This window comes from Amycolatopsis sp. NPDC004169 (assembly GCF_040610315.1).
In the GTDB taxonomy this organism is placed as follows: Bacteria; Actinomycetota; Actinomycetes; order Mycobacteriales; family Pseudonocardiaceae; genus Amycolatopsis.
In genome coordinates, this window is record NZ_JBEXMD010000019.1 from 119,489 (window position 1) to 144,924 (window position 25,436).

The window sequence follows — 25,436 nt, forward strand, 5'->3', positions numbered from 1 at the left end:
CACTGGCGCTCGACGACCTCGCTTAGCTATAGTACTAGGCAACTAGTTAAATGGAGTTGCCGATGATCGAGTTCCACCTGGACACCAGGTCCGGCTTGTCGCCGTACCAGCAGCTGGTCCAGCAGGTGCGGCACGCGCTGCGCCTCGGCCTGCTGTCCGAGGGAGACCAGCTCCCGAAGGTCAAGGACGTGGTCGCGAGCCTCGCGATCAACCCGAACACCGTGTTGAAGGCCTACCGCGAGCTGGAGCACGACGGCCTGGTCTCGGCCCGTCCCGGCGTCGGCACGTTCGTGACGGCGACCTTGAACGGCGGCGCTTCGTTCGCCGCGATGGGGCCGTTGCGGCAGGACCTCCGCCGCTGGCTGGGCAAGGCCCGCAAGGCCGGTCTCGACGAGGAGAGCATCGAGGCCCTGCTGATGTCCACGTTTCGCGACTCCGCAAGAGAGGGAATAGCGTGACCGTCCTGAAAGCCCAGGGCCTGGGCAAGAAGTACAAGCGCAAGCAAGCGCTCTCCGGCTGCACGCTGGAGATCGAAGCCGGCCACGTCACCGGGCTGGTCGGCCCGAACGGGGCGGGCAAGTCGACGCTGCTGAACATCGCGGCCGGCATGCTGGAGCCGACCACCGGCACGATCGAGGTGTGCGGCGGGTCGCCGGGCAGCGGCCCGGAGCAGCTGGCCAAGGTCGGTTACGTCGCACAGAACACGCCGGTCTACAGTGGACTGTCCATCGAGGACCACCTGCGGCTCGGCGCCCACCTCAACCCGGGCTGGGACGCCTCGCTGGCCGAAAAGCGGATCGAACGGCTCGGGCTGGACCCGAAGCAGGCCGCGGGCAAGCTCTCCGGCGGCCAGCGCGCGCAGCTGGCGCTCACGATCGGCATCGCCAAGCGGCCCGAGCTGCTGCTGCTCGACGAGCCGGTCGCGGCGCTGGACCCGCTGGCCCGCCGGGAGTTCCTGCAGGACCTGATGGAAGCCGTCGCCGAGCACGGGCTGTCGGTCGTGATGTCCTCACACCTGGTCAACGACCTCGAGCGGGTCTGCGACCACCTCGTCGTCCTGGTGGCTTCGCAGGTCCGGGTGATCGGCGAGGTGGAGACGCTGCTCGCCACCCACCACCGGCTGTCCGGGCCGCGCCGCGACCTCGACACGCTCCCGGCGGACCAGCACGTCGTCTCGGCGACGCACACCGACCGCCAGACCACCGTGCTCGTCCGCACCGAAGCGCCGATCCTCGATCCCGCGTGGACGGTCGGGCGGATCGGGCTGGAGGACCTCGTCCTCGAGTACATGAGCAACCCCACCGCCGCCCGCCCCGCCCTGGAGGTCCTCCGATGACCTGGCTGACCTGGCGCCAGTTCCGCACCCCGGCGTTGTCGATGCTCGCCGGCCTGGCCGCGATCGCCGTCGTGCTCGCGATCACCGGGCCGGAACTGGTCGGGCGCACGGACTTCTCCGATCAGGACGCCCTCTTCGGCGGCACCATCCTGGTGCTGTACCTGCTGCCCGCGGTGATCGGCGTGTTCTGGGGCGTCCCGATGATCACCCGCGAGCTGGAGAGCGGCACGCACAGCCTGGTGTGGAACCAGACCGTCACGCGGAAGCGGTGGCTCACCACCAAGCTCGGGTTCGGCCTCCTCGCCGCGATGCTCGCCGCCGCGGTGCTGAGCACGGCGGTCTCCTGGTGGGCCAGCCCGATCGACGCGCTCTCCGCGGTCCAGACCGACCGTGGGATGCTCGCCCGCATCGCGCCGGTGGTGTTCGGCGCGCGTGGGATCGCCCCGATCGGCTACGCCGCTTTCGCGCTCGTCCTCGGCGTCGCGGTGGGCATGGTGCTGCGGCGGACGGTGGCCGCGATGGCCGTCACCGTCGTCGCGCTCGCCGCGGTGCTGCTCGCGGTCCCGCTGCTGGTGCGCCCGTACTTGGTGCCGCCGCAGACCGAGACCGTCGCGATCACGCCCGAGAACATCACGAACATCACCGGCAACGACAAGCAGGGGATCACCGAGATCGGCGTGCGGAAGCCGGCCGGGGCGTGGGAGCTGGCGAACGAAACCCTCGACCCGTCCGGGAACGTGGTCACCTCGATGCCGGACTTCCTGCAGGCCTGCTCGCCGCGGCCGGGGGCCGCTCCGCCGGAGCGCGGTGACATCCAGGCGTGCGTGGCCCGCCTGGGCGAACACGGCTACCACCAGCGCGTGACCTACCAGCCGGGCTCGCGGTTCTGGCCGCTGCAGTGGCTCGAACTCGCGCTCTACCTCGCGCTGACCGCCCTGCTCACCTGGTTCTGCTTCCGCCGTCTCCGCCACCTGTCCTGACGATTCCGACTGGGGGAATCATGCGCACGCTCGCGGTGGCCACCGCACTCACCGTTGCTCTGTCGGCGCCCGCTTCGGCGGCCACGACGCCGTACCTGCCCCGTCCGACCGGCCACTCGCCCGTCGGCGTCACCACACTGTCCCTTGTGGACAACTCGCGGCCCGATCCGTGGGTGACCACCGTGCCCTACCGGGAGCTGATGGTCTCCGTCTTCTACCCGGCGGCCTCGGGAGAAGGCCCGAAGAAGCAGTACATGACCCCGCTCGAGTCACAGCACAACCTCGAACGGCAGAACATCCCCGGCCTGCCGCTGGACGTTTTCAGCACGGTCCGGACGAACGCCGTCGTCGACGCGAAACCCGCCGGGCGGTGGCACAGCCTGCCGCTGGTCGTGCTGTCCCCGGGCTGGACCCAGCCGCGGGCCACGCTCACCGCGCTGGCCGAGGACCTCGCCAGCCGCGGGTACGCCGTGGCGGCGATCGACCACACCTATGAAAACCGCGCCACGACCTTCCCCGACGGCCACGTCACCGGCTGCGCCGCCTGCGAGGTCGACGACCAGCCCGGCTTCTGGGAGAAGTTCGCGCAGGTCCGCACCCGCGACACGTCGTTCGTGCTCGACTCCCTGCTGGCTTCGAAGTGGGGCGCGCTGATCGACCCGCAGCGGATCGGCATGACCGGCCACTCCGCGGGCGGCGCGATCACCACCCAGGCGATGCTGGCCGACCCGCGGATCCGTGCCGGGGCCGACCTCGACGGCAGCGTCCACGTCCCGCTCCCGGCGTCCGGGCTGTCCCGGCCGTTCATGTTCGTGGGCAGCATGGACAACTACACGCCGGGCGCGCCGGGGCCGTACGACGACTGGGAAACCGACTGGACGCACCTGACCGGCTGGAAGCGCTGGATCATGGTGTCGGGCACGGTCCACGCGTCGTTCACCGACCTCGGCGTGCTCGCCGCGCAGCTCGGCGTCGACATCGGCGACTCGATCGACCCCTACCGCGCGCTCACCGTCACGCGGAACTACGTAAGCGCTTTCTTCGACCGGCACCTGCGCTGCCGCCCGCAGCCGCTGCTGGCCGCGCCCTCGCCCGCTTACCCGGAAGTGACGTTCATCGGATGAGAATCACGAGCATCGTGCTCACCACTGCCCTCACGCTCGCGCTGACGTCACCGGCCGCGTCGGCGGCCCCGGCGCTCACGCTGGCCAGACCGACCGGCGACCGGCCGGTGGGTACGACGTCGCCACCGGACCTCCCGGTGTCCCTGTTCTACCCGACGGTTTCCGCGGACGGCCCGAAGTCGCGCTTCATGACCGAAGCCGAAGCGAAAACCGTCCTCGACTCCGGCGGCATCACCGGCGTGGCGCCGTCGGTGCTGGCCGGCATCCGCACGGATTCGGTGCTCGACGCCCCGCCGGCCGGGCACCACCTGCCGCTGGTCGTCCTCGACCCGGGGGCCCGGCGGCCGCGCGGCGAACTCACGTCGCTGGCGGAGGACCTGGCGAGCCACGGCACGCTCGTCGCCGTGGCCCCCGGGGCCGGCGAAGACAAGGCCGTGCTGGACAAGCTGCTCCGGTCGAAGTGGGCGGCGCTGGTCGATCCCGCCCGGATCGGCCTGGCCGGGGCCGCCGGGGTGCCGGCCGCGCTGGCGGCCGACCCGCGGCTCGAGGCCGGGACGACCATCGACGGCCCGGCGGACGACCCGCTGCCCGCCGCGCTCGACCGGCCGGTCCTGTTCCTGGGCCGGGCGACCGCCCCGGGCAACGACACCTGGAAGCAGCTCACGGGCTGGAAGCGCCAGTTCACCGTGGCCGGAACGGTGCACGCGTCGTTCACCGACATCGGCCTCGTGGGCGAGCAGCTGGGCCTCCGCTTCGGCGCGACCACCCCGGCCGTGCGCGGGCAGGCGATCACCGCCGCGTACGTCCGGGCGTTCTTCGACCAGCACCTGCGCGGACGGCCGCAGCCCCTGCTGGACCAGCCGTCCGCCCGGTACCCGGAGGTGGCCTTGACCCGCACGTCGACGCCGTACCTGCCCGCCCCGACCGGCGCCCGGCCGGTGGGCAGCACCGCGGTGTACCTGAAGGACACTTCGCGCCCGGATCCGTGGGTGCCGTCGGTCCCCTACCGGGAGCTGATGGTCACGCTCTTCTACCCGGCCGCGTCGGCGAAGGGGCCGAAGACGCAGTACCTGACGCCGGCGGAGTCGGCGGCGTTGCTGGAGGGCAGCGGCCTCGACGTGCCACCCGGCACGCTCGCCGAGACCGTGACCAACTCCGTCGACGGCGCCCGCCCGGCGGGCCGCGGCCTGCCGCTGATCGTGCTCTCGCCCGGCTACACCAAGCCCCGCGCCACGCTGAGCGCGCTGGCCGAGGACCTGGCGAGCCACGGGTACGCCGTCGCGCTGGTCGGCCACACCTACGAAAACACCGGCCAGAGCTTCCCGGACGGCCGCTTCGCCGGGTGCGCCTCCTGCGAAGTCCCGCACGACGACGCTTTCTGGGAGAAACTGGAACGGGGCCGGGCCACCGACGTGTCGTTCGTGCTGGACTCGCTGCCCCGGTCCCGGGCGGGCCTGATCGACCCGGAGCGGATCGGCATGGCCGGCCACTCCATCGGCGGCGCGAGCACCCTGCCGTCGATGGTCGCCGACCGCAGGCTCAAGGCCGGGATGAACATCGACGGCACGACCCACGTCCCGCTGACCGGGCTGGCCCGGCCGTTCATGTTCCTCGGCCACCAGCTCGGGGCCACCGCCTGCGTGCCGGGCGACCCGACGTGGGAGCGGGACTGGCCGCAGCTCACCGGCTGGAAGCGCTGGGCCGACGTGCGGGGCGCGCAGCACGCGTCCTTCACCGACGTGGGCCTGTTCGGCGACGAATTCGGCGTCGACTACGGCGCGAAGACGACCGCGCTGCGGACGCAGGAGATCACGCGGACGTACGTGAACGCGTTCTTCGACCGGCACCTGCGGGGTGAGCCGCGGCCGGTGCTCGACCGGCCGGGGTATCCGGAAGTCTCCTTCTGCCACTGAGCAACCGGGGAAGCGGCGCACTGGGGGTGCGCCGCTTCCCCGGTTTCCGAGGTCGGTGGTCGACCGCGGCCGGTCACCAGGTCGGGCGCGCCGTGACCCCACCGTCGACGACGAGGTCGTGACCGGTGATCCAGGACGCCAGCGGCGAAGCGAGGAAGACGCACGCGTTCCCGACGTCACCGGGCGTGCCCAGCCGCCCCAGGGGAGCCGCCCGCCGCCACCGCTCGACGCCGTCCGGCCACTCCCGCTCCAGCCCGGGCCGCGCGATCAGCCCCGGCGACACCGTGTTGACCCGGATGCCCCGTGGCCCGTACTCCAGCGCGGCACCCCGGGCGTGCATGACGAGCGCGGCCTTGGCGGAGCTGTAGTGCACGTGCCCGGCCGCCGGCTGCCGGGCCTCGATCGAGGCGATGTGCGTGACGCTCCCGCCGTCGCCCATCAGCCGCACCGCGGCCTGCGTACAGGAGAACGCGCTCGTCAGGGTGGCGTCGAGCATGGCCCGCCAGTCCCCCGCACCGAGCTCGTCGAGGGCGGCGACGGGCTGGATCCCGGCGTTGTTGACGAGCGCGTCGAGCCGCCCGCCCCAGTCCGCGACGGCGCCGAGCAGGGCGTGACAGGCCTGGTCGTCGGTGAGCTCGGCGGCAAAGGCCCGAGCCCGGCCACCGGCCCGTTCGATGGCGGCGACCACGTCGTCACCGGCACCGGGACGGCGGTGGTGCACCGCGACGGCCGCGCCGGCTTCGGCGAACCGGAGCGCGATCCCGCGGCCGAGCACCCCGGAGGCCCCGGTGACGCAGGCGGTCGTACCGGACAGGTCGGGCAGAGGAGTCACCACACCGAGCGTAGCTGGCGACCCCGGATCCGTCGTAAGTTGAGGCATGGCCAAAACCCGGAAGTTCGCCGAGCTGCTGCAGAACCAGATCCGCCACGAGTTCACGGCAGCCCAGCAGTACACAGCCCTGGCGGTCTGGTTCGACGCCCGCGACCTCCCCAGGCTGGCCAAGCGCTTCTACCGCCAGTCGATCGAGGAGCGCAACCACGCACTGGCGATGGTCCGCTACCTGCTCGACCGGAACGAGCCGGTGTCCATCCCCGGCACCGGCGAGGTGCGCAACGACTTCTCGAGCGCGCACGAAGCCATCGAGCTGGCCTTGGCCCAGGAACGAGCGGTGACGGCCGACATCGAGGCAATGGCCAAGGCCGCCCGCCTGGAGGAGGACTACCTGGGCGAGCAGTTCGTGCACTGGTTCCTGAAGGAACAGGTGGAGGAGGTGTCCCGGATGTCGACGCTCCTGACGGTGGTCGAGCGAGCGGGAGGCAACCTGTTCGAGGTGGAGAACCACCTGTTCCGAGAGCAAGGAACGGAAACAGAGGACGCCCCCGACATGCCCCCGGTAGCCGGAGGAAAACTCTGACGAGCAAACCCCGCTCGGCAGACCACCAAAGCTTGCTTGCCCGACAGCCTCCGGCAGACCACCAAAGCTTGCTGAACACCCGAGAAAAAGCCCGGGTGACAACGAAACCCGACCACAACGGAACCCAGACCCCCCGCAACCCCGATCCGAAGCCCCAACACGGCCGGCCGTAGTCACAATGCCGGCTTCGGGGTTGCAATCCAGGGCAAGACATCGTCAACCACCCCCGCTAGAATGAAACACGTTCTACTTCCAGACAGCGGGGGACGAGCATGCCCGAGTACCCGATCATCAACGGCATCCCACCAGCCCGAGCCCGTCTGGGAGCCCGAATCCGCGACCTGATCGAAGCCTCGATCTGCATCCAGGAAGACAAAGCGGACCTGACCAAAGCCGCCGACCAGATCGAAGCGATCACCAAAGCTCTCCAAGCAGCAGGCGGAGCAAGCCCCCTCCTCCTGGCCGCCCTGGAGGACGGCGGCCACCTGAGCATCAACAACCCGCTGGAAGGACCGGCAAACCCCCTCGCCCCACCCTTGTCCTGGAAGAACATAGGCCCGGAGAAGGTGGAAGCCGAAGTCCTCCTCGGCCCAGCCCACGAAGGCCCACCAGGCCGGGTGCACGGGGGCTGGGTGGCAGCAGTACTGGACCACGTACTGGGCCGGGCAACAGCGGCAGCAGGCTACCCGGGCATGACGGCCTCCCTGGCCGTCGACTACCACCGAGGAACCCCGTACGCGGTCCCGCTGACCGCGGAAGGCCGCCTGGTCACCCGAGACGGCCGCAAGCTCCACGCCACGGCCGAACTCAAGGCGGGCGAAACCGTCTGTGCGTCGGCGAAAGCGATCCTCATCCACTTCGCCCCGGACCGCTTCCCGAGCACGTCCACACCGGACTAGGACGACAGCAGCGCGGGCCGGCCCGTGTTCAGGTGAGGTGCAGCGGCAGGGCGGTGAGCCCGTTGATCGCGGGCGAGACGATGTGGGTCAGTTCTTCCGGTTCGACGGCGAGGCGCAGGTTCGGGTACCGGGTGAAGAGCCGTTCCAGCCCGATGGTGATCTCCTGCCGGGCCAGTGGCGCGCCGAGGCAGAAGTGCGAACCGGCGCCGAAGCCGATGTGGCCGCGGTCGTCGCTGCTGACGTCGAAGCGTGCGTCGGCGGTGTCGCTGTTGCGCTGGGCGCCCGCGATCATGGTGGCGATCGGTTCGCCCGCGGGGACGACCGTGCCGCAGATGTCGGTGTCGCGCAGGGCGTAGCGCATGTAGACGCATTTGAGCGGCACGTTCCAGCGCAACCCGGCATCCACTGTGGACGACCACGGTCGCCGGCCGTCGCGCAGGAGCGCGAGCTGGTCGGGGTGGGTGAGGAGGGCGACCACCGTGTTCATGATGGCGTTGACGGTGGTTTCGTGCCCCGCGGCGAGGATGATGTGCAGGGTGCCGAGCAGTTCCTCCTCGGTGAGCCGGTCGCCGTCCAGTTCGTGGATGTCGATGAGGGTACTGGTGAGGCGGTCGTCGGGGTGGCGGCGTTTGTCCTCGATGTGCCGGACGAGGGTGGCTTCGAGGGCGGTTGCGGCCCGGCTCCGTTCTTCGGGGGTGGCGACGGCGTCGAACATCGTGGCGTACTCGTCACGCAGCTCGTCCTGCTCGTCCGGGTCGGTGATCCCGAAGAATTCGCAGATCGTGCGCATCGGCAAGGGATAGGCGTAGGCGGTCTTCAGATCGACCGGACCGTCGCCGGAAAGGCCGTCGAGCAGTTCGTCGGCGATCGCGGTCAACCGCGGGACGACGGCGGTGATCCGTTTGTGGGTGAAGGCGTGGCTGACCAGCCTGCGCAGCCGCAGGTGGTCGGCACCGTCGGCGTTGAACATGCTCTTCTCGGTGATCAACGTGAGGAACGGCCAGGAACCGGGGATCTCGCCGCGCTGCAGAGCCGCCCAGTTCGCCGGGTCCTTGCCGATGTCCGGGTTCGCCTCCAAGATCGCCCTGCTCGCCTCGGCCGACGTGGTGATCCAGGTCCGGACACCGCCGAACAGAACCACGGGCACGACCTGGCCGTACCGCCGCAGTTCCGCAGCCTCGACGTACGTCTCCGACGCGGGATCGCATTCGTGGACGGGATTGTCGAGAGACAGCCTGCGTCCGGTGAGCGGCATGTGATCTCCAGAAGTGCCGTTTGCCCTCGAATGGCGACAAGGCTTCTCCCCTTGCCACCGGAAGGCAAGGAGAGAAGCGGATTTTCGGCCTTTTGGAAAGGTGGTGGCTGGCGTCTGCAGTAAGGCGGTGTGCGCGAAAGGCCGCGCGTTGTTTCACCCTTGTTTCGCACCCGTGACCGCCCGGCCCTGCACTGACGAAATCACCTGCCGGACAAAGGGATGTCTCGTAACCCCGACGGGCTGCTGACCGGGCCTGTGGTTGATCATGTTGGTGTGGTGCGGGTGATCACAGCGTCGCGCGGCGGCCAGGAGGCCGGCGGCGCCGCGGACGCCGGTGAGGTCGAGGCCGGTCAGGTGCAGGCCGGTGGCGGTGGCGTGGACGTGCGGGTCGACGAACGCGGGCGCGACGAAGGCGCCGTCGAGCCGGATCTCGCGGGCGCCGGGGTGCAGGGCGCGGGCCGGGGCGTCCTGCCCGACCCAGATGACGGTGCCGCCGGTGACCGCCATCGCGGTCGCGTCCGGCCCGGCCGGGGCGTGGATGCGCCCGCCGAGCAGGAGCGTGGTGCTGTCGTCCGTCACGAGGTCGAGTGCGACCTTTCCGGTGCGGGCGCCCGCAGGCGGTCGGCATGATCGGGACGTGACCGGGCTGGTGGTTCGCGCTAAGGTCCGGACATGAATGGGGGAAGATCTATTGCGTTGACGACTGTCGCGGCCGTGGCCGCGCTCGGGGTCGTGGTCAGCTGGCTGATGAAGTGGGACATGCCGCTGCCGCCGTTCGTGGCGAATGCGGGTCCGGCGGGCTGGAGCGGGCACACGCTGACGGCCGAGTTCGTGCCGCTGGCCGGAATTCTGATCGCGCTGTTCACGCTTCGCTGGTGGGCGTGGACGCTGCTGGCCGGAGTGGTGGTTTCGCTGCCGATGGCGGTGTTCGCGCTGGTGCCGTCCCTGTCCGTGCACGTCTCGGTGGAGATCGCCGCGCACGCCGGTCCGGCGATGGTGCTGATCGCCGTGCTGGGCGCGGCACAGGCGTTGTTCCGGCAGGGCGCGCGTGCCGCCGGGATCCTGGTGGCGGGCCTGGCCGTCGGCGTGCAGGTGTTCGCGGCGGCGCTGATCGGGAGTCCGTGGCTCGGCTCGTTCGAGAGCAAGACGTCCTGGCAGCTCGCGTTCACCGTCGTCGGGCTCGGCGGTGCTGTGCTCGCCGTCCTGACCGTCCGGCTGCGGAGCGACTGGACTCCGCCGGAGCGGATGCGGCCCAGGCTGGCTGTGGCGGCGGTCGGGGCCGTGCTGCTCCCGATGGCCGCTTACTCCGTCGACAACACGTTGATCGCGGACCTGCTGGGGGTGTCGCCCGGTTCGCTGGCCCGGCACCCCGACGTGCTGCCCGCGATCGTCGGCCTCGGCATCCTGGTGGGCGCCGTGCTCCTGGCCGCGCTCGCCGGGGCGCGGGTGTTCTTCGGCGTCGCGGTGATGGGGCTGGTCCAGCTCAGCGCGAACGCGCCGCTGATGCTGGCGCTCTACGCGGCCGCGTTCGACCCGGTGTCGCGGTGGATCGCGGCCGCGCTGGGGGTGGCGGCCGGGTGTGTGGCGGCGGTGTCGCGCCGGCGGACGCCGATCGCCGCCGGGCTCGGGGTGCTGGCGGGGCTGGTGCTGCTCATCACCGCGTTCGCCACCGGCGGGACCCCGGAGAAACTGATCGACCAGCGGCTTTCGGTGGTGGGTTCGGTGCTGCTGGCGCTGCTCGCGGCCACGATCACGCTGATGGTCGCGGCCGTGGCGCCGGTCCCGGCGGAGCGCGACGCGCTGGCGGTCGCGGCCGGGCCGCTCACGTCGGTGCTCGTGCTCGGCGGCAGCGGCGTCCTGGTCGTCACGGCCCCCTACGACCCCGCCAACCACGGGTACCTGGATCCGGCGCACCACCTCGGCGTGTCTGCGGGGTTGCTGCTCGTGGCGGCGGTGCTCATCGCCGGTGCGGCGGGCGTGCGGTTCCTGCGGACCCGCCCCCAGCCCGTTCTCGGCTGACACGTCGCGTCAAGGCCGTCCCGGGAAACTCCGGGGCGGCCCTTTTTCATGTCGTGACGCACCTCCGCAGACAGGAAGATTTGCGTTCAGCAGGCGATATGGCAGCGTATTTTACGCGTTCCCGACGACTGAGGGATGTCTCGTAGTCCGGTGTTGGGCTCGTCGTGCCGGTAATTGATCATATTGGCGTGGTGCAGGTGATCACATTGCTGTCCCTGGCACCGGTCCGCAAACGCCGGGTCGATGCGGTGGCGATCGTGGACGGCACCCTGGTACCCACGCGAGATCACCGGCTGGCGACCCCGTTTGAAGAACTACCGATACTCGACCAACCTGCAGGTCGCGATCGACGCCGAGACGAGACTGGTGATCGCCACCGGTGACCCGCAACCGGGTAGCCGCAACGACTGCACCGTCTACCGCGACTCCGGCATCGCCGAGACACTCACCAGTCGGCCGGTCATGGCCGATGGTGGCTACCAAGGCAATCCCGGGGTTGTCATGCCGTACCGCAAACCCCGCGACGGCGCCGAGTTGCCGGCCTGGAAGGAAGACCTCAACGCGACTCACCGCACGATCCGCGCTCGGGTCGAGCACGTCCTGTCCCGGACGAAGAACTTCAAGATTCTCCGCGACTACCGCCGGACGGCAAACACACTCGCTGACACGGTGTCCGGCATTGCGCACATGCACAACATTCTCCTCACCGGCTGACCGCAACACCAGCCCCACCAACCACACCGCGAGTTACGAGACAGGCCTTAGGAGACGACCGAAGTGTGCCGAGGCGCCTCCGAGCTCGACGTCGCCATCAGCACCGCGCAGATCGGCACCGCCATCGCCAGCGCGGCCAGCACGAACACCGGGAACAGGAACGAGAACACCTCGGTACCGGACGGGTCCGGCGCACCCGGGTCCAAGTGCAGGCGCACCGCCGCCATCCCCGTGTAGTGCATCCCGGTGACCGCCGCGCCCATCACCAGCCCCGCCGCCAGCCGCGGCAGCAGCTTGTCCAGCCCCACGGTGAACCACAGCGCCGCCGTGGCCGCGACGACGGCGATGACCACCGAGAGCACCACCGTCGTCGGGTCGTAGCCGATCGTGCCCTTGACCTGCACCGCCCACATCCCCGTGTAGTGCATGACGGCCACCGCGAGCCCGGTCAGCAGCCCGCCGAGCAGCAGCCGCTTCCACGCGAACCGGTTGCGGACGCCGAACACCAGCAGCCCGCAGAACACCGCGGCCACCGAGAGGATCGCCGACAGCGCCGTGCGCAGGATGTCGTAGCGCACCGGCAGCCCGGGGGTGGAAAACCCGAGCATCGCGATGAAGTGCATGACCCAGATGCCGACACCGCCGATGGACACCGCCGCGAGCACCAGCCAGGTCAGCCGGGCGCGCGGGCTGTCGGTGGACCGCGCCTGCAGCGTGCACGCGAGGCCGAGGGCGCAGCCCACCACCGAGGTGAGGTAGGCGAGCACGACGAGCCAGTTGCCCATCGCGAAGTCTTCGTGGTCCATGGGCATTTTTCCGGGCTCCTTCAGGCTTTCCTTGATCGGGGGGCGTGGTGCTCGGCGAGCGCGTGCTCGGCCGCGGCGATGAGCGTCCGCTTCGTCGACTCCGGCGACCGCGCGTCGCAGGTGACGACCTCCACCGCGGCCGGGATCTTGAGGGCCTCGCGCACCTGCTCCGGCCCGTGCTGGCGGGTGTCCTGGAACTGGTTGATGGCCACCAGGAACGGCAGGCCGCGCGACTCGAAGAAGTCGATCGAGGCGAAGGAGTCCGCCAGCCGGCGCGTGTCCACCAGGACGATCGCCGCCACCGCGCCGCAGACGAGGTCGTCCCACATGAACCAGAACCGGTGCTGGCCGGGCGTGCCGAACACGTAGAGGATGAGGTCCTCGGCGAGGGTGAGCCTGCCGAAGTCCATCGCCACCGTGGTGGCGAACTTCCCCGGTACCGCTTCGGTCTTGTCGACGCCGACCGCCGCCGACGTCATGAGGGCTTCGGTCCGCAGCGGGTCGATTTCCGAGACGGCACCGACGAACGTCGTCTTGCCGGCCCCGAACCCCCCGGCGACGACGATCTTCGCCGAGGTGATCCTTTTGTCAGAGCGCACGTAGTCCACTGAGGACCCTTTCGAGCAGGTCGTTCCGTTCGTCCCAGGAGGCGTCCGCGGTGAGCGTGTCGCGGATCGACACCTGGCCGGCGATGAGCAGGTCGCCGATGAGCACCCTCGCCACGCCGAGCGGCACGCCCAGGTGGGCGGCGACCTCGGCGACCGACCGCTGGTGCAGGCACAGCTGCGTCACCACGGCCAGGGGGTTGGTCGGGCTGAAGGGCGCGGTCCGGCCCTCCGCCGTCGTCTCCACGAGGGCTTCCACCGCGAGGTCGACCGTCGGCCGGGTGCGACCGGCGGTCCAGGCGTAGGGGCGGGCCAGCGACGCCGCGTGCCGCCCGCCCTCGCGTCGCCGGCCTTCGGTCACCGGGCCGCCCCCGGCGCGGCCGCGGGCCGAGCCGGTGTCTCGACCACCTTCCCGACCCGGTCCACCAGCAGCGTCATCTCGTAGCCGACGAGCCCGATGTCGCAGCCGGGGTTGGCCAGCACCACCAGGTTCGAGCCGTCGCCGACGTTCATCAGCAGCAGGAAGCCCTGCTCCATCTCGATCACCGACTGCACCACCCGCCCCGCGGTGAACAGGTCGGCCGTGCCGAGCGCGAGGCTGGAGAGGCCGGAGGCGATGGCGGAGAGCTGGTCGGCGCGGTCGCGCGGCAGGGTCTCGTTGGCCGCCACGAGCAGCCCGTCCGCCGAGACCAGTGCGGCGTGCGCGACGCCGGGCACCTCCTGGGTGAACGCCGACACCAGCCAGTTCCGGGACCGCTCGGCCACTTCCGCTCCGTCCTGCCGGGTGCTCATCGCTGCTCCGCATCGGGCTCGCCGGCGACCCGGTGCCGGGCCGCGCGCATGCCGCTGTAGTGCCGGGAAAGGTTGTTCCGCACCGCGGCCGGGTCGCGGAAGGAGTTGTCCGCCTGCTGCGGCGGGCGCGGGGCGACCGAGCCGGGCGCGAGCTGCGCGCCCGGCGTCCTGGCCGGCAGGCCCGAGTCGGTGAACTCGACGTCGTCGAGGGTGCCGACCGCGGCTTCCGCGGCCTGGCGGACCTGGTCGGCCGGCGTCGCCCACCCGGCCGGCCGCGGCGGGCTCACCGGCCCTGACGGCCCTGCCGAGGCCGCCGGGGGTGGCGGGTTCGCCGGGGCTTCGGCGAACCAGTGGGACAGCATCTGGTCGAAGATCGGCGTCGGCGGGTCCGGCACCGGCTCCTCGGCAGGCCACCGGGGTTCGAGCTCGTGGCGGGCCGCGCCGTTCGCCGAGCCGTTGGTGCTGCCGTTGGTGCCGTTGACCGACGGGGGCAGCGCGGGCGGGACGGCCCGGGCCGGCAGGTCGACCAGGATCAGCACGCCGGGAACGTGCACGCTGGCGGTGATGCCGGCGCTCGCCGTCCGCGTGGTCGTCGGCCGCAGCCGGACGGTGATCCCGTGCGACGCGGCCAGCCTGCTCACCACGAACAGGCCCATCCGGCGGGTGGTCTCCGGGCTGACCGCGGCCCCCGCGGCCAGCCGGGCGTTGGCCGCTTCGAGGTCTTCGCGGGTCATGCCGAGCCCGACGTCGACCACCTCGATCAGCAGGCCGCCGTCGAAGCCGCGGTCGGCGGTGAGCACCACCTGCTCCTCCGGCGGCGACGACCGGATGGCGTTCTCCAGCAGCTCGGCGAGGATGTGCACGACGTCCGCCGCGGCTTCGGACTGCACCGACCCGCGCGGCGCGTTGCCGAGCGAGACGCGCTGGTAGTCCTTGACCTCCGACGTCGCCGCGCGCAGCAGCTCGACCGTCGCGACCGGCCCGACGTCGCGGCGCACCGGCCGGCCACCCGCGAGGACCTGCAGGTTCTCGCCGTTGCGCCGCAGCCGGGTGGCGATGTGGTCGATCTGGAACAGCTCGGCCAGCCGCTGCGGGTCCTGCTCGTCGGCTTCGAGGTCCTCGATCACCGACAGCTGCAGCTCCACCAGCGACTGGCTGCGCCGCGACAGCGTCATGAACATCTCGCTGACCTGGATCCGCATCTCGGCCTGCTCGCCGACGGCCAGCCGCACCGCCTGCCGGTGCATGTCGTCGAAGGCCCGCGCGAGCTGCCCGATCTCCTCCTCGGAGTCGACCGGGATCGGCGCGACCGCCCGCCAGTCGATCTCTTCGCCCTCGCGGATGCGTTCGATGGTGCCGGGCAGGCGGCGCTGCGCGGTGTCGAGCGCGGCGGCGTGCAGGCGGCGGATCGGGGCGACCACCGACCGGGCCACGGCGAGGGCGATGGCGAGGGCGCCGAGGAGCGAGGCGATCACCAGCGCGGTGTCGCGCAACGCGCCGGACCGGGCGGTGTTGGTCTGGGCGCCGACGGCGTCCGAAAGCGTTTTCACCTGTTCGGCGAGGATGGTGCCGAGCATCGCGCGCTTCGCCTCGACACCCCCGGCACCGGTGCTGGTCGCCGCGGCGAACCGGGCGGCCGCGGCGCCGGCGGGCAGCGCGCGCCGGATCTGTCCGGTGAGTACGGTTTCCTCGGCCGCGGCGCGTTCGGCGGCGGCCACCGAAGTGCCTTCGAGCCGCCCGGCCAATGCCTGCTGGTCGGCCAAACCGGTCCTCAGCTGCACCAATGATTCGGCGACGGCGGCCAACGCGCCGAGATCACCATTCCCGGCCTGCTCGACGATCCCGGCGATCACTTCGCTCAGCGCCACCGTGAAGTCGTGGTAAGCCGCGGTTTTCACGGCCGCCGAACCGGTCTGCTGCCGCAGGTCGGCCAATTTACCGAGCTGATCTTCCAATGATCGCGACAGCTCCGGGTTGAGCTGGGAAAATGCGGCGTCGTGCCGGACGGTGGCGGCTTTTTCGTCGACCGCGGCGGTCTGGGCGGCGGCGCCGTCGTGGATCATCTCCTCGTCGGCGAGGCCGGCGAGTTCGGAAATCCCTTGCACGACCGGCATTTGGTCGCGCACGGCGCTGAGCCCGCCAGCCCTGGCCAGCTCGGCCTGCACCCGCCCGCCGGCCAGCAGCAGGGCGACGAGCACGGGGAGCAGTAGCACTACGGAGATCTTGGTTCGCAACCGCCAGCTGCCGGGATTCCAGGAGGTGACGGAACGACGCGACGAGGGTTCGTCTTCTTTCATCGGTGGCGTGGCTCGATTCGTACCGGTGGCCCGAGAACGATTTCCGGTTCCTTTTCCGCGGAATTCAGCCAACGACGTAACCCTGGTAGCCACAGGGTTGTCAAGGAATGCCGGTCGTTTCCCCCGTACGCACCAATCACACAGCGTGAACTGCCACTACGCGACGTTTTACCCTTGCGGAGAGTGAAGTCGGCTCGCCAGACCGTGCGGAATTCCGGTTCGGGTGCGTGAATTTCCGGCGACCGCGTGACCCCCGCCGGGGGTCCCGGCGGTGCCCGCTACCCTCGGCCGGGAAAGGGGCGGCCATCGATGTTGAAGATCCACTTCACGGAAGCGGACCTGGCGAAGGTGACCATCGCCGAGGACGCGGATCCGATGTGGGAGCTGCTGATGAGCAGCTACCGCATCCGGCGCCCGGAGGGCGAGCCTTTCTACGGCCGCTGGCGGCGCGGATCGCGCTCGGCGGTCCCCCAGTCCGGCCGGCTGCTGATGTCCGCGGTGCCGCCGTACGGGTACTGCCCGGACTTCCTCACCCCGGCGGGCGCCCGCACGATCGGCGACGGAATCGCGGCGGTGCTCGAGACGCCGGAGAGCACGCTGGCCACCGACGTCGGCGAGCTGGCGGCCCAGGGCACCCACGTCCCGGCGTGGCTGCGCCGGGTGGGCGACGGCGAGCACCGCGAGCTGCGCCGGCTGGGCGCGGCCCTGCACGACTACTACCGCCAGTGCGTGGCCCCGGACTGGGCGACGGTCCGCCGCGCGGTGGCCCGCGACCGCCACCGGCTCCAGGCCAACCTGGACCGCGGCGGGCCGCAGCTGCTGCTGTCGACGTTGCACCCGGAGGTGACGTGGGCCCCGCCGGTGCTGCGCGTGCGCTTCCCGATCGACCAGGAACTGCACCTCGACGGCCGCGGCCTGAGACTGATCCCGGCGTTCTTCGCCCACGGCATGCCGACGACGTACAAGGACCCGATCCTCCCGCCGGCGTTGGTGTATTCGATCAGCCACCCGAGGTTCGACAGCGACGCGGAGCCGGGCCCCTCACTGGCGGCCCTGCTCGGTCACACGAGGGCCCGGGTGCTGGTGACGATCGCGACGACCCGCTGCAACACAACGGAACTGGCGGACCTGACGGGCATCTCCCCGGCGACGGCCAGCCAGCACGCGTCGGTGCTGCGGGCGAGCGGGCTGATCAGCAGCAACCGGTCGGGGAAGTCGCAGATCCACGAGATCACACCGCTCGGGCTGGGGATAATCCGGGCGAGCTGACGGGCTGCGTTGCGGCGGCTGGTTGGCCGGAGTCACCGCCGAGCGGCCGGCGACCAGCCGCACTGCCCTACCAGGTCACTTGCCCGCTGCCCTCGGCCGCGCCGCGGTGGCTGCGGCGCAAGCTGGTGGGACTCGCAAGGCACCGACCCGACCGCACCGCCCCAGCCGCGCCCCCGCCTGCTCCTCGGCCCATCCCCCGCAGCCCCTGCCCACCCGGCCGGACTCGTGTTAGCCTGTCGCCGTGCTGCGCCCCCTGCCGTTCCTGCGGCTCGTAACCCGGCGCGCCGGCTGAACCCAGGTTGCCGGCGCGCTGCGTTGGTGACCGCTCTTTTCCGGGACCTGGCCCCGATCTCGTTCCTTCCACTGATGGAGATCCGCCATGTCCACGTCCTTCGCCGTTCCCGCGCCCCGCTCCGCCATGCTGCTGCGCCGGCGCATCGCCACCTACTTCGTCGGGGGTGCCGAGCAGGTCCCCGCGCTGGTCAGCGCGCTCGAAGGCCGGCTCGTCCACGAACTTTCCGTCGACATCAAAGACGGTGTCCGCGAAAGCAGCATGGTCTGCGCCGTCCTGCTCTCCGGTGATGAGACCGGCCCCCTCCTCGACAGCCTGCGTGCGCTGCCGTCGGTCGTCTCGGCCGAGCTCGCCTGAGGCGTTTGCCCGCACCGGGGCCGGGTAGCCCGGCCCCATGACGGACCTCGAAACCCGGCGGAGCACCGCCCGGGTCGCCGCCCTCCTCTTCGGGATCGCGTTCCTGGTCGTCGGTGTGGCCGGGTTCGTGCCCGGGATCACCGCGGACTACGACGCGCTGACCTTCGCCGGACACGAATCGGGTGCGCAGCTCTTCGGCGTCTTCACCGTTTCGGTGCTGCACAACCTGGTCCACCTGCTGTTCGGCGTGCTCGGCGTCCTGGCCGCCCGCGCCAACGGCAGTTCGCGGGCCTTCCTGATGATCGGCGGCGGGATCTACGTGCTGCTGTGGGTGCTCGGCCTCGCCGTGGACCACGACAGCCCGGCCAACATCCTCCCGATGGACAACGCCGACGACTGGCTGCACCTCGGCCTCGGCGTCGCCATGATCGCCGCCGGGATCGCGACGGCCGCGGCCGACCGGGCCCGCGGCCAGTACCCCGAGCCGGAGAAGCAGGGCCGCTAGGGCTTCCTGCCGACACCGGTGGCGAGTTCGTGCCGCCGGTGCCGGTCCGGCGCCAGCGGGGCCGTGTCCGCGCCGGCGCCCGTCCGGAGCCCCGCGAAGAACTCCTTCAACGTCGACGCCGCGTCCCGCTGCGGCCGCCAGTCCAATTCGGACTCCGCGCGGCTCGTGTCCATTGTGGGCAGCCGCATCACGGCGTCGAACAGGCCGGGGGTCGCCGGGATCGCGTGCAGCCGCCAGGCCGCGTCCACCGCCGCGCGGACCACGGCCACCGGGAGCGGGATCGGGCGGGCGCCCAGCAGGTCCGCCGCGAACCGCGGGTCCACCACCGGGCCGGTCGCGATGTTGAACGCCCCGCGCACCGGCCGCGTCACCGCGCGGCGGACGGCGTCGGCCAGGTCGTCCGTGTGCACGATCTGGAACCGCAGCCCCGGGATGTCCGGCAGCACCGGGAGCAACCCCGGCCGCACCAGCGAACCCGGCACGAACGGCCCGGCGAACAGCCGGCGCTGTTCGGTCGCGGCACTGCGCTGGAACACGAACCCCGGCCGCATCCGGACGACGGCGAGGTCCGGGTGCCGGGCCTCGAACGCGTCCAGGTACCGCTCCAGGTAAGCCTTTTCCCGCGTGTACGCCGCCTCGGGCCAGCCGTGCGTCGGCCAGTCCTCGGTCACCGGCTCCTCGTCCTCACGCGGCGAGTACGCCCCGATCGAAGACGTGTAGACGAGCTTGGGCACGCCCGCCGTGGCCGCCGCCTCGAACACCCGCATCGAACCGAGGACGTTCGCCCGCCAGGTCCGTTCGGGCCGCCGGGCCGGCTGGAACAGCCACGCCAGGTGCACCACGGCGTCGGCGCCCCGGAAGAGCGGCACGAGGTCGTCGCGTTCGACGTCGGCCGCGACGACGCCGTCCGCGGGCCGCCGCGCCAGCTGGACGATGGTCTCGACCTGGGGATCCGCGCCGAGCGCGCGGACCACCCCGGTCCCGATGTTGCCGGTCGCGCCGGTCACCACGATGCGCATCCGGGCCGGTTACCCGGGGGCCGGGCCGGCAACCCTGCTATCTTCGACGGAGAAGATCCACACGGAGGAGACCAGTCGTGGCAGGTGACGTCGACATCTCCGGGTAGCCCCGGAGTCCGCAGGCCCCCGGCCGTGCCGGTGCGGGCCGCCGTCGACGTCCCCTTTCCGCTCTTCCCTTTCCCGAGGTCTTCGCCATGCCCGAAATCGTGCTGTCCGGCCTGTCCTTCTCCTGGCCCGACGACACCCCCGTGTTCGACCACCTGTCCGCCACCTTCGCGAGCGGCCGCACCGGCCTCGTCGCCCCCAACGGCTCCGGCAAGACGACGCTGCTGAAGCTCGTCGCCGGCGCGCTGAAGCCCTCCGCCGGCAGTGTCACCGCCGACGGCGTGCTCGGCTACCTGCCGCAGGACCTGCCGCTGAGCGGGGAGCCGTCCGTCGCCGAAATCCTCGGGGTGGCCCCGGTGCTGCACGCGATCGCCGCCGTCGAGTCCGGGGACGCCGGCGAGGAGCACTTCACCACCATCGGCACCGACTGGGACATCGAGGAGCGCACCCGCGCCCAGCTCGACCGGCTCGGTCTCGACGGCATCGCGCTCGACCGCACGCTGAGCACCCTCAGCGGCGGCCAGATCGTTTCCCTCGGGCTCGCCGCGCAGCTGCTGAAACGCCCGGACGTGCTGCTGCTCGACGAACCCACCAACAACCTGGACGCCGAAGCGCGCCACAGGCTCCACGCCGTGCTCGACGACTGGTCCGGCTGTCTGCTGGTGGTCAGCCACGACCGCGCGCTGCTCGACCGGATGGACCGGATCGCCGAGCTCCACGGCGGGGAGATCCGCTTCCACGGCGGCAACTTCTCCGCCTACGAAGAAGCCGTCCGGGCCGCGCGCGAGGTCGCCGAGAAGAACGTCCGCAGTGCCGAACAGGAGGTCAAGCGCGAGAAGCGGGAGCTGCAGCAGGCCCGCGAGCGCGCCGCCCGCCGCGCGAGCACCGCGTCACGCAACCTCGGCAACGCGGGGCTGCCCAAGATCTTCGCCGGCACGATGAAGCGCAACGCGCAGGAGTCGGCGGCCAAAGCCGACAGCACCCACGCCGCCCGCGTCGGCGCCGCGAAGGCCAAGCTCGACCAGGCGGGACGCGAGCTGCGCACCGAGGAGAAGATCAGCCTGCAGCTGCCGCAGACGGAGGTGCCTGCCGGCCGGACCCTCTTCCTCGGCGAGGGCCTCCGGGTGCGCGGCCTCTTCGGCGACGGCGCCGACCTGGCCATCCGGGGGCCCGAGCGGATCGCGCTGACCGGCCCCAACGGCGCCGGGAAGTCGACGCTGCTGCGACTGGTGCAGGGCGACCTCGAGCCCGAGGCCGGCACGCTCACCCGCGCCGACGGCCGGATCGCCTTCCTGTCGCAACGCCTCGACCTGCTCGACGACGACCGCAGCGTCGCCGAGAACCTGGCGGCGGCCGCCCCGGCGCTGCCGGCCGCGCAGCGGATGAACCTGCTGGCCCGCTTCCTCTTCCGCGGGTCACGGGTGCACCGGCCGGTCGGTGTCCTGTCCGGCGGGGAACGGCTGCGCGCCACGCTCGCCTGCGTCCTGTTCGCCGAACCGGCGCCGCAGCTGCTGTTGCTGGACGAGCCGACGAACAACCTGGACCTGGTGAGCACCGGGCAGCTGGAGAGCGCGCTGACCGCGTTCCGCGGCGCGTTCGTGGTGGTGAGCCACGACGAGCGCTTCCTGGCCGAGATCGGGATCGACCGGTGGCTGCGGCTGGAGGACGGCCGGCTGCGCTGACGCTACATGCGGGAGGCGTCCACGACCGCCTTGGCGAACGGCCGGGGCGCCTCCTGCGGGACGTTGTGCCCGATGCCGTCGAACACGCGGTGTTCGTACTTGCCGGTGAACTTCGCGCGGTACGCCGCCCCGTCCTTCGCCGCGCCGTCGAAGTCGCTGCCGATCGTGATCGACGGGACGCCGATCGTCGCGCCCGCGGCCAGCTTCTGCTCGTAGGGCTCGTACTGCGGCTCGCCGGGGGCGAGGCTCAGGCGCCAGCGGTAGTTGTGGATCACGATCGCCACGTGGTCGGGGTTGTCGAACGCCGCCGCGCTGCGGTCGTAGGTGGCGTCGTCGAAGTTCCAGGCTGGGGACGCCGTCTTCCAGATCAGCTTGTTGAAGTCGTGGCGGTTGGCCGTGTAGCCGGCCCGGCCGCGCTCGGTCGCGAAGTAGTACTGGTACCACCAGCCGAGTTCGGCCGCCGGGGCCAGCGGTTTCCGGTTCGCCGCGAGGTTCGTGACGATGTACCCGCTCACCGCGACGATCGACGTGCAGCGTTCCGGCCACAGCGCGGCGATGACGTCGACGGTCCGGCCGCCCCAGTCGTAGCCGCCGAAGACGGCCTTGTCGATCTTGAGCGCGTCCAGCAGGGCGATCACGTCGAGCGCCACGGCCGTCTGCTGGCCGTTGCGGACCGTCGCGGCGGACTTGAACACCGTCGGGCCGTAGCCGCGCAGGTAGGGAACGATCACGCGGTGGCCGGCGGCGGCCAGGATCGGGGCGACGTCGACGTAGCTGTACGGGTCGTACGGCCAGCCGTGCAGCAGGACCACCGGCTGCCCGCCGGCCGGCCCGAACTCGTGGTAGGCCATGGTGAGCACCCCGGCGTCGGCCTGCTTCACCGGGCCGAGCGAGGTGTGCTCGCCGGACCCCGCCCGCAGGTCGGGCGCCGCGGCGGGCGTGGCGGTGCCCTGCGAACAGGCCGCCAGTGACGTCGCCGCCAGCCCGGCCGCGAACGCCTGCCCGAACCTTCTCCTGCTGATCATCTGCTGCTCCTGCGCGAAAAGACCGTGGGACTTTCACGACGTTAGGAGCGGTTCGGTGACCTTCGCGCCCGTCGGGTGACGCAGCCGGTGTACGTCACCCTTCGAGCGCCTTCAGCTTCCCGGCGAGGTCGGCTCGGGAACTGACGCCCAGCTTGGGGAAGATCCGATGCAGGTGGGTGCCGACGGTGCGGTGCGAGAGGTAGAGCCGCTGCCCGATCTCCCGGTTCGTGAGCCCTTCCGCGGCGAGCTGGGCGATGCTCAGCTCGTGCGGGGTCAGCTTGTCCCGGGCGTCCGGGTCGCGGTTCGGGCTCGACTCGCCCGCGCTGCGCAGCTCGCGCCGGGCGCGGTCGGCCCAGGCGGTGATGCCGAGCGCGTCGAACGTCTTGCGGGCGGTCCGCAGGTGCGTCCGCGACTCGACGACCCGCCGCTGCCGCCGCAGCCACTCGCCGAACGCCAGGTGGACGCGGCCGCGTTCGGCGGGCCAGCCCGCCAGGTCGGCGTCGAGCGCCTCGGCGAACCGCTCGTCGCCCGGGTCGAGCACGGCCCGCGCGTACCGGAGGCCGATGTGCAGGGCGGGTGACGGCGTGTCGAGGCGCTCGAGTCCGGCCACGACGTCGCGCAGCTCGCCGGTCCGCCCGGCCCGGACGGCGGCCTCGGTGAGTTCGGCGACGCAGTACGTGCGCAGGGCCAGCTGGTAGGCGGGGTCGCCAGGGTCGAGCAGCCGGCGCAGGTCGGCGAAGGCGTCTTCGAACCGGCCCTCGCCGAGGTGGATCAGCCCGCGCGTGAGCTGGACGGTGGCGAGCACGGGCCGGGCGCCGGCCGCGAGCCCGGCGCGTTCGGCCTCGTCGGCGAGGGTTTTCGCCTGCTTGTGCTCACCGCGCAGGGCGGCGATCTCGGCCTGGACGGCGGTGGCGAGCCCGGCCATGAACGGCTGGCCGGTCTCCCGCGCGAGCCGGGCGGCCTCCGCCGCGGCGGGGACGGCCCCGGCCAGGTCGCCGAGCCGGACGCGGCTCCACGCCTGCACGGCCAGCGCCCGCGGCAGCAGCCCGAGCCTGCCCTGCGCGCGCAGGCCGGGTGCCGCGGCGGCGGAGAACCGGGCGGCGAGGTCGAAGGCGCCGACCTGCAGCGCGGCGCTGCCCAGGTACCGGTCGACCTCGGGGTCGGCGCCGGTTCTGGCGACCAGCGTCCGCAGGTGGGTCAGGACGGCTTCGCCGCGTTCGAAGGGGGCGACGTACGCGGTGACGGCGACGATCCGCGGGTCGTCACCGGGAACGGGCAGCCGGTCGGCGACGTCCAGGAGGGCCCGTCTCGCTTCCGGGCCGGGTTCGCTCCAGAAGCAGCGCATGGCGGCGCTCCAGAGGATCCTCAGGGCGGCGTCGTGCTGCCCGTCGGCGGCGACGGAGGCGGCGGTCCTGGCGAGTTCGGCGACGCGGGCGGGGTCTTCGCGGACGCCGTCTTCGAACTCGCTGAGCACCCGCCCGGCCGTGGCCCGCCTCCGGGGATCGGCCGGATCGGCGGCGTGGACCAGGCGTTCGGCGGTCTCCCGCCGCCCGGACTCGACGGCCAGTTCGGCGGCCAGCAGCAGCCGGTCGGTCCGGTGGTCCGCGTGCGCACTGAGCCGGGCCGCCTGTTCGAGAGCGGCGATGGCGGCGGCGGCCCCACCCCGGAACCGCGCCCGCTCGGCGGCCCGTTCGAGCTCGGCGGCCACGGTCTCATCGGGCCCGGCGGTGGCGGCGGCCCGGTGCCAGGCACGCCGATCCGGCTGGCCGCCGAGGGCTTCGACGAGGGCGAGGTGCGCGTTCCGGCGGTCGAGCGGGGTGGCGGCGGCGGGGATGGCGGACCGCATGAGCGGGTGCCGGAAGGTGACGGCCCCGGCGGAGAGCTCGATCAGCCGGGCTTCGACGGCGGGGGCGAGGACGGCGGGGTCGGCGCACATCGGCGGGGGCGGTCGAAGCACCGCCTGTCCGGCTCCAGGCGAGGTCCGGCTGGGCTGTGCCGCCGCACCGGCCTCGGACCGGGAGCTCGGCTCGCCCGCCTCCACCGCGCCCGCGCCGAGCAGCGCCCCGGAACCAGCTCCCAGCAGCGAGCTCGGCTCGCCGGCGCCGAGCAGCGCCTCCGCACCACCCCCGGACAGCGAAGCCAGTCCGCCCCCGCCGAGCAGCTTGCCCGTCGCCGCCAGGGTCTCCGTCAACGATGTCGTCTCGTTCAGCGCCGCCACCAGCAACGCCGTCCGCGTCGCCTCCGGCAACCCCGCCACCCGGGCCGTGAACGTGCGCTCCAGCCTCTCCGTCAGCGGCAGCACCGGGTCCACCCCGTCGAACTCCGCCACCGCCGAGGGCAGCTCCGTCAACGCCAGCGGCAGCCCCGCCGCCTCGGCCAGCAGCCTCGTCCGGACCGCTGGTGCCAGCCGGGGTGCCACCGCGTCCAGCAGCTCCGCCGCCGTGTCGGGCGCGAGGCGGTCCAGGGGCATCGGTACCAGCCCCGCTTCGAGCAGCGGGCACTCGAAGCCGTCCCGCAGCGTCGCCACCAGCACGATCGGCTCGGTCTCGATCCGCCGGGCCACGAACGCCAGTGCGTCCGCGCTCGCCCGGTCCAGCCAGTGCACGTCCTCGGCCACCAGCACCAGCGGCTTCGCCGCCGCCTCCTCGGCCAGCAGCGTCAGGGCCGCCAGCCCGACCAGGTACGCGCTCGGCTCGGCCCCCGCGGCCAGCCCCAGCGCGGTGCGGAGGGCGTCGCGCTGCGGCTCGGGCAGCTGCGCCACCCCGGCGCGGACCGGGTACAGCAGCTGGTGCAACCCCGCCCAGGGCAGGTTCCGCTCGGCCTCCGCCCCGGTCGTCCGGAGCACCCGCAGCCCGGCGACCGACGCCGCCGCGGCCGCGGCCGTCACCAGCGCGGACTTCCCGATGCCCGCCTCGCCGCGGATGAGGACGCCGCTGCGGTCCTGCGGGCCGTCGACGAGCTCGCGCAGCTCCTTCAGCTCGGAGTCCCGCCCGCTCAGCGCCATGGAAACGACCTTACCCAACCGAT

Annotated in this window: 22 protein-coding genes and 2 pseudogenes; 13 read left to right on the top strand and 11 right to left on the bottom strand. The window is 72.0% G+C overall.

The annotated features are described in order from the left end of the window. Window positions 1–62 precede the first annotated feature (62 nt). The 5 genes from ABZX11_RS25280 to ABZX11_RS25300 are packed head-to-tail and all read left to right on the top strand — an operon-like array spanning window position 63 to window position 5,353. Window positions 63–458 (top strand): GntR family transcriptional regulator, encoded by a 396-nt coding sequence (locus ABZX11_RS25280; RefSeq protein WP_217709672.1) that lies wholly within the window; start codon window positions 63–65, stop codon window positions 456–458. Continuing rightward, window positions 455–1,336 (top strand): ABC transporter ATP-binding protein, encoded by an 882-nt coding sequence (locus ABZX11_RS25285; protein WP_354917057.1) that lies wholly within the window; start codon window positions 455–457, stop codon window positions 1,334–1,336. The genes ABZX11_RS25280 and ABZX11_RS25285 overlap by 4 nt, the downstream gene beginning before the upstream one ends. Continuing rightward, window positions 1,333–2,316 (top strand): transporter, encoded by a 984-nt coding sequence (locus ABZX11_RS25290; RefSeq protein WP_176175474.1) that lies wholly within the window; start codon window positions 1,333–1,335, stop codon window positions 2,314–2,316. Before ABZX11_RS25285 ends, ABZX11_RS25290 begins: the two co-directional genes overlap by 4 nt. A gap of 20 nt (window positions 2,317–2,336) precedes the next feature. Next, window positions 2,337–3,440 (top strand): alpha/beta hydrolase, encoded by a 1,104-nt coding sequence (locus ABZX11_RS25295; RefSeq protein WP_354917060.1) that lies wholly within the window; start codon window positions 2,337–2,339, stop codon window positions 3,438–3,440. Beyond that, a complete protein-coding gene (locus ABZX11_RS25300) occupies window positions 3,437–5,353 on the top strand; it encodes an esterase (RefSeq protein ID WP_354917063.1) in 1,917 nt (638 codons plus the stop codon). Before ABZX11_RS25295 ends, ABZX11_RS25300 begins: the two co-directional genes overlap by 4 nt. Before the next feature lie 73 nt (window positions 5,354–5,426). Here ABZX11_RS25300 and ABZX11_RS25305 read toward each other — a convergent pair whose 3' ends face one another. Further along, the gene (locus ABZX11_RS25305; protein ID WP_354917142.1) at window positions 5,427–6,176 is read right to left on the bottom strand and encodes an SDR family NAD(P)-dependent oxidoreductase; all 750 of its coding nucleotides are present in this window, start codon (window positions 6,174–6,176) and stop codon (window positions 5,427–5,429) included. A gap of 55 nt (window positions 6,177–6,231) precedes the next feature. On the opposite strand from ABZX11_RS25305, the gene ABZX11_RS25310 reads away from it, so the two are divergent. Both ABZX11_RS25310 and ABZX11_RS25315 read left to right on the top strand, forming a co-directional pair. Further along, the gene (locus tag ABZX11_RS25310) at window positions 6,232–6,768 is read left to right on the top strand and encodes a ferritin (RefSeq protein WP_354917066.1); all 537 of its coding nucleotides are present in this window, start codon (window positions 6,232–6,234) and stop codon (window positions 6,766–6,768) included. Window positions 6,769–7,040: 272 nt separating this feature from the next. Further along, complete coding sequence (locus tag ABZX11_RS25315; RefSeq protein WP_354917069.1) at window positions 7,041–7,667, top strand: PaaI family thioesterase; 627 nt, start codon at window positions 7,041–7,043, stop codon at window positions 7,665–7,667. Window positions 7,668–7,695: 28 nt separating this feature from the next. Here ABZX11_RS25315 and ABZX11_RS25320 read toward each other — a convergent pair whose 3' ends face one another. Both ABZX11_RS25320 and ABZX11_RS25325 read right to left on the bottom strand, forming a co-directional pair. Beyond that, entirely contained in the window at window positions 7,696–8,922 is a 1,227-nt protein-coding gene (locus tag ABZX11_RS25320) for a cytochrome P450 (protein WP_354917072.1), read from the bottom strand. 294 nt (window positions 8,923–9,216) lie between these two features. Then, window positions 9,217–9,501 (bottom strand): annotated as a pseudogene (locus tag ABZX11_RS25325) (amidohydrolase family protein); the annotation flags it as partial. A gap of 117 nt (window positions 9,502–9,618) precedes the next feature. On the opposite strand from ABZX11_RS25325, the gene ABZX11_RS25330 reads away from it, so the two are divergent. Together ABZX11_RS25330 and ABZX11_RS25335 are read left to right on the top strand one after the other, a co-directional pair. Beyond that, window positions 9,619–10,941 (top strand): hypothetical protein, encoded by a 1,323-nt coding sequence (locus ABZX11_RS25330; RefSeq protein ID WP_176175467.1) that lies wholly within the window; start codon window positions 9,619–9,621, stop codon window positions 10,939–10,941. A gap of 206 nt (window positions 10,942–11,147) precedes the next feature. Then, window positions 11,148–11,655, top strand: a pseudogene (locus tag ABZX11_RS25335) (transposase); the annotation flags it as partial. Between the two features lie 47 nt (window positions 11,656–11,702). Here ABZX11_RS25335 and ABZX11_RS25340 read toward each other — a convergent pair. From ABZX11_RS25340 to ABZX11_RS25360, 5 genes are read right to left on the bottom strand one after another with little or no spacing between them, the layout of a single operon-like run. Next, window positions 11,703–12,461 carry an MHYT domain-containing protein gene (locus ABZX11_RS25340; RefSeq protein ID WP_176178224.1) on the bottom strand — a complete coding sequence of 253 codons (759 nt, stop codon included), beginning with the start codon at window positions 12,459–12,461 and terminating at the stop codon, window positions 11,703–11,705. Window positions 12,462–12,481: 20 nt separating this feature from the next. Then, a complete protein-coding gene (locus ABZX11_RS25345; RefSeq protein WP_176175466.1) occupies window positions 12,482–13,069 on the bottom strand; it encodes an ATP/GTP-binding protein in 588 nt (195 codons plus the stop codon). Further along, window positions 13,050–13,427, bottom strand: coding sequence for a DUF742 domain-containing protein (locus tag ABZX11_RS25350; protein ID WP_013229224.1), 378 nt, complete (start codon window positions 13,425–13,427; stop codon window positions 13,050–13,052). Before ABZX11_RS25350 ends, ABZX11_RS25345 begins: the two co-directional genes overlap by 20 nt. Beyond that, on the bottom strand, window positions 13,424–13,858 hold the full coding sequence (locus ABZX11_RS25355) for a roadblock/LC7 domain-containing protein (RefSeq protein ID WP_176175465.1): 435 nt from the start codon (window positions 13,856–13,858) through the stop codon (window positions 13,424–13,426). The genes ABZX11_RS25350 and ABZX11_RS25355 overlap by 4 nt, the downstream gene beginning before the upstream one ends. Then, the gene (locus ABZX11_RS25360; protein ID WP_354917077.1) at window positions 13,855–16,071 is read right to left on the bottom strand and encodes an ATP-binding protein; all 2,217 of its coding nucleotides are present in this window, start codon (window positions 16,069–16,071) and stop codon (window positions 13,855–13,857) included. Before ABZX11_RS25360 ends, ABZX11_RS25355 begins: the two co-directional genes overlap by 4 nt. 393 nt (window positions 16,072–16,464) lie before the next feature. Here ABZX11_RS25360 and ABZX11_RS25365 point away from each other — a divergent pair, with 393 nt between their 5' ends. The 3 genes from ABZX11_RS25365 to ABZX11_RS25375 all read left to right on the top strand — a co-directional run bounded on the left by ABZX11_RS25365 (window position 16,465) and on the right by ABZX11_RS25375 (window position 18,578). Next, the gene (locus ABZX11_RS25365; protein WP_176175463.1) at window positions 16,465–17,424 is read left to right on the top strand and encodes a winged helix-turn-helix domain-containing protein; all 960 of its coding nucleotides are present in this window, start codon (window positions 16,465–16,467) and stop codon (window positions 17,422–17,424) included. A 379-nt stretch (window positions 17,425–17,803) separates the two neighbouring features. Continuing rightward, complete coding sequence (locus ABZX11_RS25370) at window positions 17,804–18,073, top strand: hypothetical protein (protein ID WP_354917080.1); 270 nt, start codon at window positions 17,804–17,806, stop codon at window positions 18,071–18,073. 37 nt (window positions 18,074–18,110) lie between these two features. Further along, a complete protein-coding gene (locus ABZX11_RS25375) occupies window positions 18,111–18,578 on the top strand; it encodes a DUF4383 domain-containing protein (protein ID WP_354917083.1) in 468 nt (155 codons plus the stop codon). Here the strand turns inward: ABZX11_RS25375 and ABZX11_RS25380 are convergent. Further along, window positions 18,575–19,597, bottom strand: coding sequence for an NAD-dependent epimerase/dehydratase family protein (locus ABZX11_RS25380; protein WP_354917086.1), 1,023 nt, complete (start codon window positions 19,595–19,597; stop codon window positions 18,575–18,577). The genes ABZX11_RS25375 and ABZX11_RS25380 overlap by 4 nt on opposite strands. 194 nt (window positions 19,598–19,791) lie before the next feature. Between ABZX11_RS25380 and ABZX11_RS25385 the strand changes: the two genes are divergently transcribed. Then, the gene (locus ABZX11_RS25385) at window positions 19,792–21,384 is read left to right on the top strand and encodes an ABC-F family ATP-binding cassette domain-containing protein (RefSeq protein WP_354917089.1); all 1,593 of its coding nucleotides are present in this window, start codon (window positions 19,792–19,794) and stop codon (window positions 21,382–21,384) included. A gap of 2 nt (window positions 21,385–21,386) precedes the next feature. Here the strand turns inward: ABZX11_RS25385 and ABZX11_RS25390 are convergent, their stop codons facing one another. Further along, window positions 21,387–22,409 (bottom strand): alpha/beta hydrolase, encoded by a 1,023-nt coding sequence (locus ABZX11_RS25390; RefSeq protein WP_354917092.1) that lies wholly within the window; start codon window positions 22,407–22,409, stop codon window positions 21,387–21,389. Window positions 22,410–22,503: 94 nt separating this feature from the next. Beyond that, window positions 22,504–25,413 carry an AAA family ATPase gene (locus ABZX11_RS25395; RefSeq protein WP_354917095.1) on the bottom strand — a complete coding sequence of 970 codons (2,910 nt, stop codon included), beginning with the start codon at window positions 25,411–25,413 and terminating at the stop codon, window positions 22,504–22,506. Window positions 25,414–25,436 lie beyond the last annotated feature (23 nt).

What these genes read in the sequence shown, in the direction of transcription:
- ABZX11_RS25365 (WP_176175463.1), top strand. Translation starts at nt 16,465, where the DNA reads ATGTTGAAGATCCACTTCACGGAAGCGGACCTGGCGAAGGTGACCATC.
- ABZX11_RS25395 (WP_354917095.1), bottom strand. Translation starts at nt 25,413, where the DNA reads ATGGCGCTGAGCGGGCGGGACTCCGAGCTGAAGGAGCTGCGCGAGCTC.
- ABZX11_RS25290 (WP_176175474.1), top strand. Translation starts at nt 1,333, where the DNA reads ATGACCTGGCTGACCTGGCGCCAGTTCCGCACCCCGGCGTTGTCGATG.
- ABZX11_RS25300 (WP_354917063.1), top strand. Translation starts at nt 3,437, where the DNA reads ATGAGAATCACGAGCATCGTGCTCACCACTGCCCTCACGCTCGCGCTG.
- ABZX11_RS25295 (WP_354917060.1), top strand. Translation starts at nt 2,337, where the DNA reads ATGCGCACGCTCGCGGTGGCCACCGCACTCACCGTTGCTCTGTCGGCG.
- ABZX11_RS25310 (WP_354917066.1), top strand. Translation starts at nt 6,232, where the DNA reads ATGGCCAAAACCCGGAAGTTCGCCGAGCTGCTGCAGAACCAGATCCGC.
- ABZX11_RS25380 (WP_354917086.1), bottom strand. Translation starts at nt 19,597, where the DNA reads ATGCGCATCGTGGTGACCGGCGCGACCGGCAACATCGGGACCGGGGTG.
- ABZX11_RS25355 (WP_176175465.1), bottom strand. Translation starts at nt 13,858, where the DNA reads ATGAGCACCCGGCAGGACGGAGCGGAAGTGGCCGAGCGGTCCCGGAAC.
- ABZX11_RS25320 (WP_354917072.1), bottom strand. Translation starts at nt 8,922, where the DNA reads ATGCCGCTCACCGGACGCAGGCTGTCTCTCGACAATCCCGTCCACGAA.
- ABZX11_RS25385 (WP_354917089.1), top strand. Translation starts at nt 19,792, where the DNA reads ATGCCCGAAATCGTGCTGTCCGGCCTGTCCTTCTCCTGGCCCGACGAC.
- ABZX11_RS25370 (WP_354917080.1), top strand. Translation starts at nt 17,804, where the DNA reads ATGTCCACGTCCTTCGCCGTTCCCGCGCCCCGCTCCGCCATGCTGCTG.
- ABZX11_RS25315 (WP_354917069.1), top strand. Translation starts at nt 7,041, where the DNA reads ATGCCCGAGTACCCGATCATCAACGGCATCCCACCAGCCCGAGCCCGT.
- ABZX11_RS25340 (WP_176178224.1), bottom strand. Translation starts at nt 12,461, where the DNA reads ATGGACCACGAAGACTTCGCGATGGGCAACTGGCTCGTCGTGCTCGCC.
- ABZX11_RS25280 (WP_217709672.1), top strand. Translation starts at nt 63, where the DNA reads ATGATCGAGTTCCACCTGGACACCAGGTCCGGCTTGTCGCCGTACCAG.
- ABZX11_RS25375 (WP_354917083.1), top strand. Translation starts at nt 18,111, where the DNA reads ATGACGGACCTCGAAACCCGGCGGAGCACCGCCCGGGTCGCCGCCCTC.
- ABZX11_RS25390 (WP_354917092.1), bottom strand. Translation starts at nt 22,409, where the DNA reads ATGATCAGCAGGAGAAGGTTCGGGCAGGCGTTCGCGGCCGGGCTGGCG.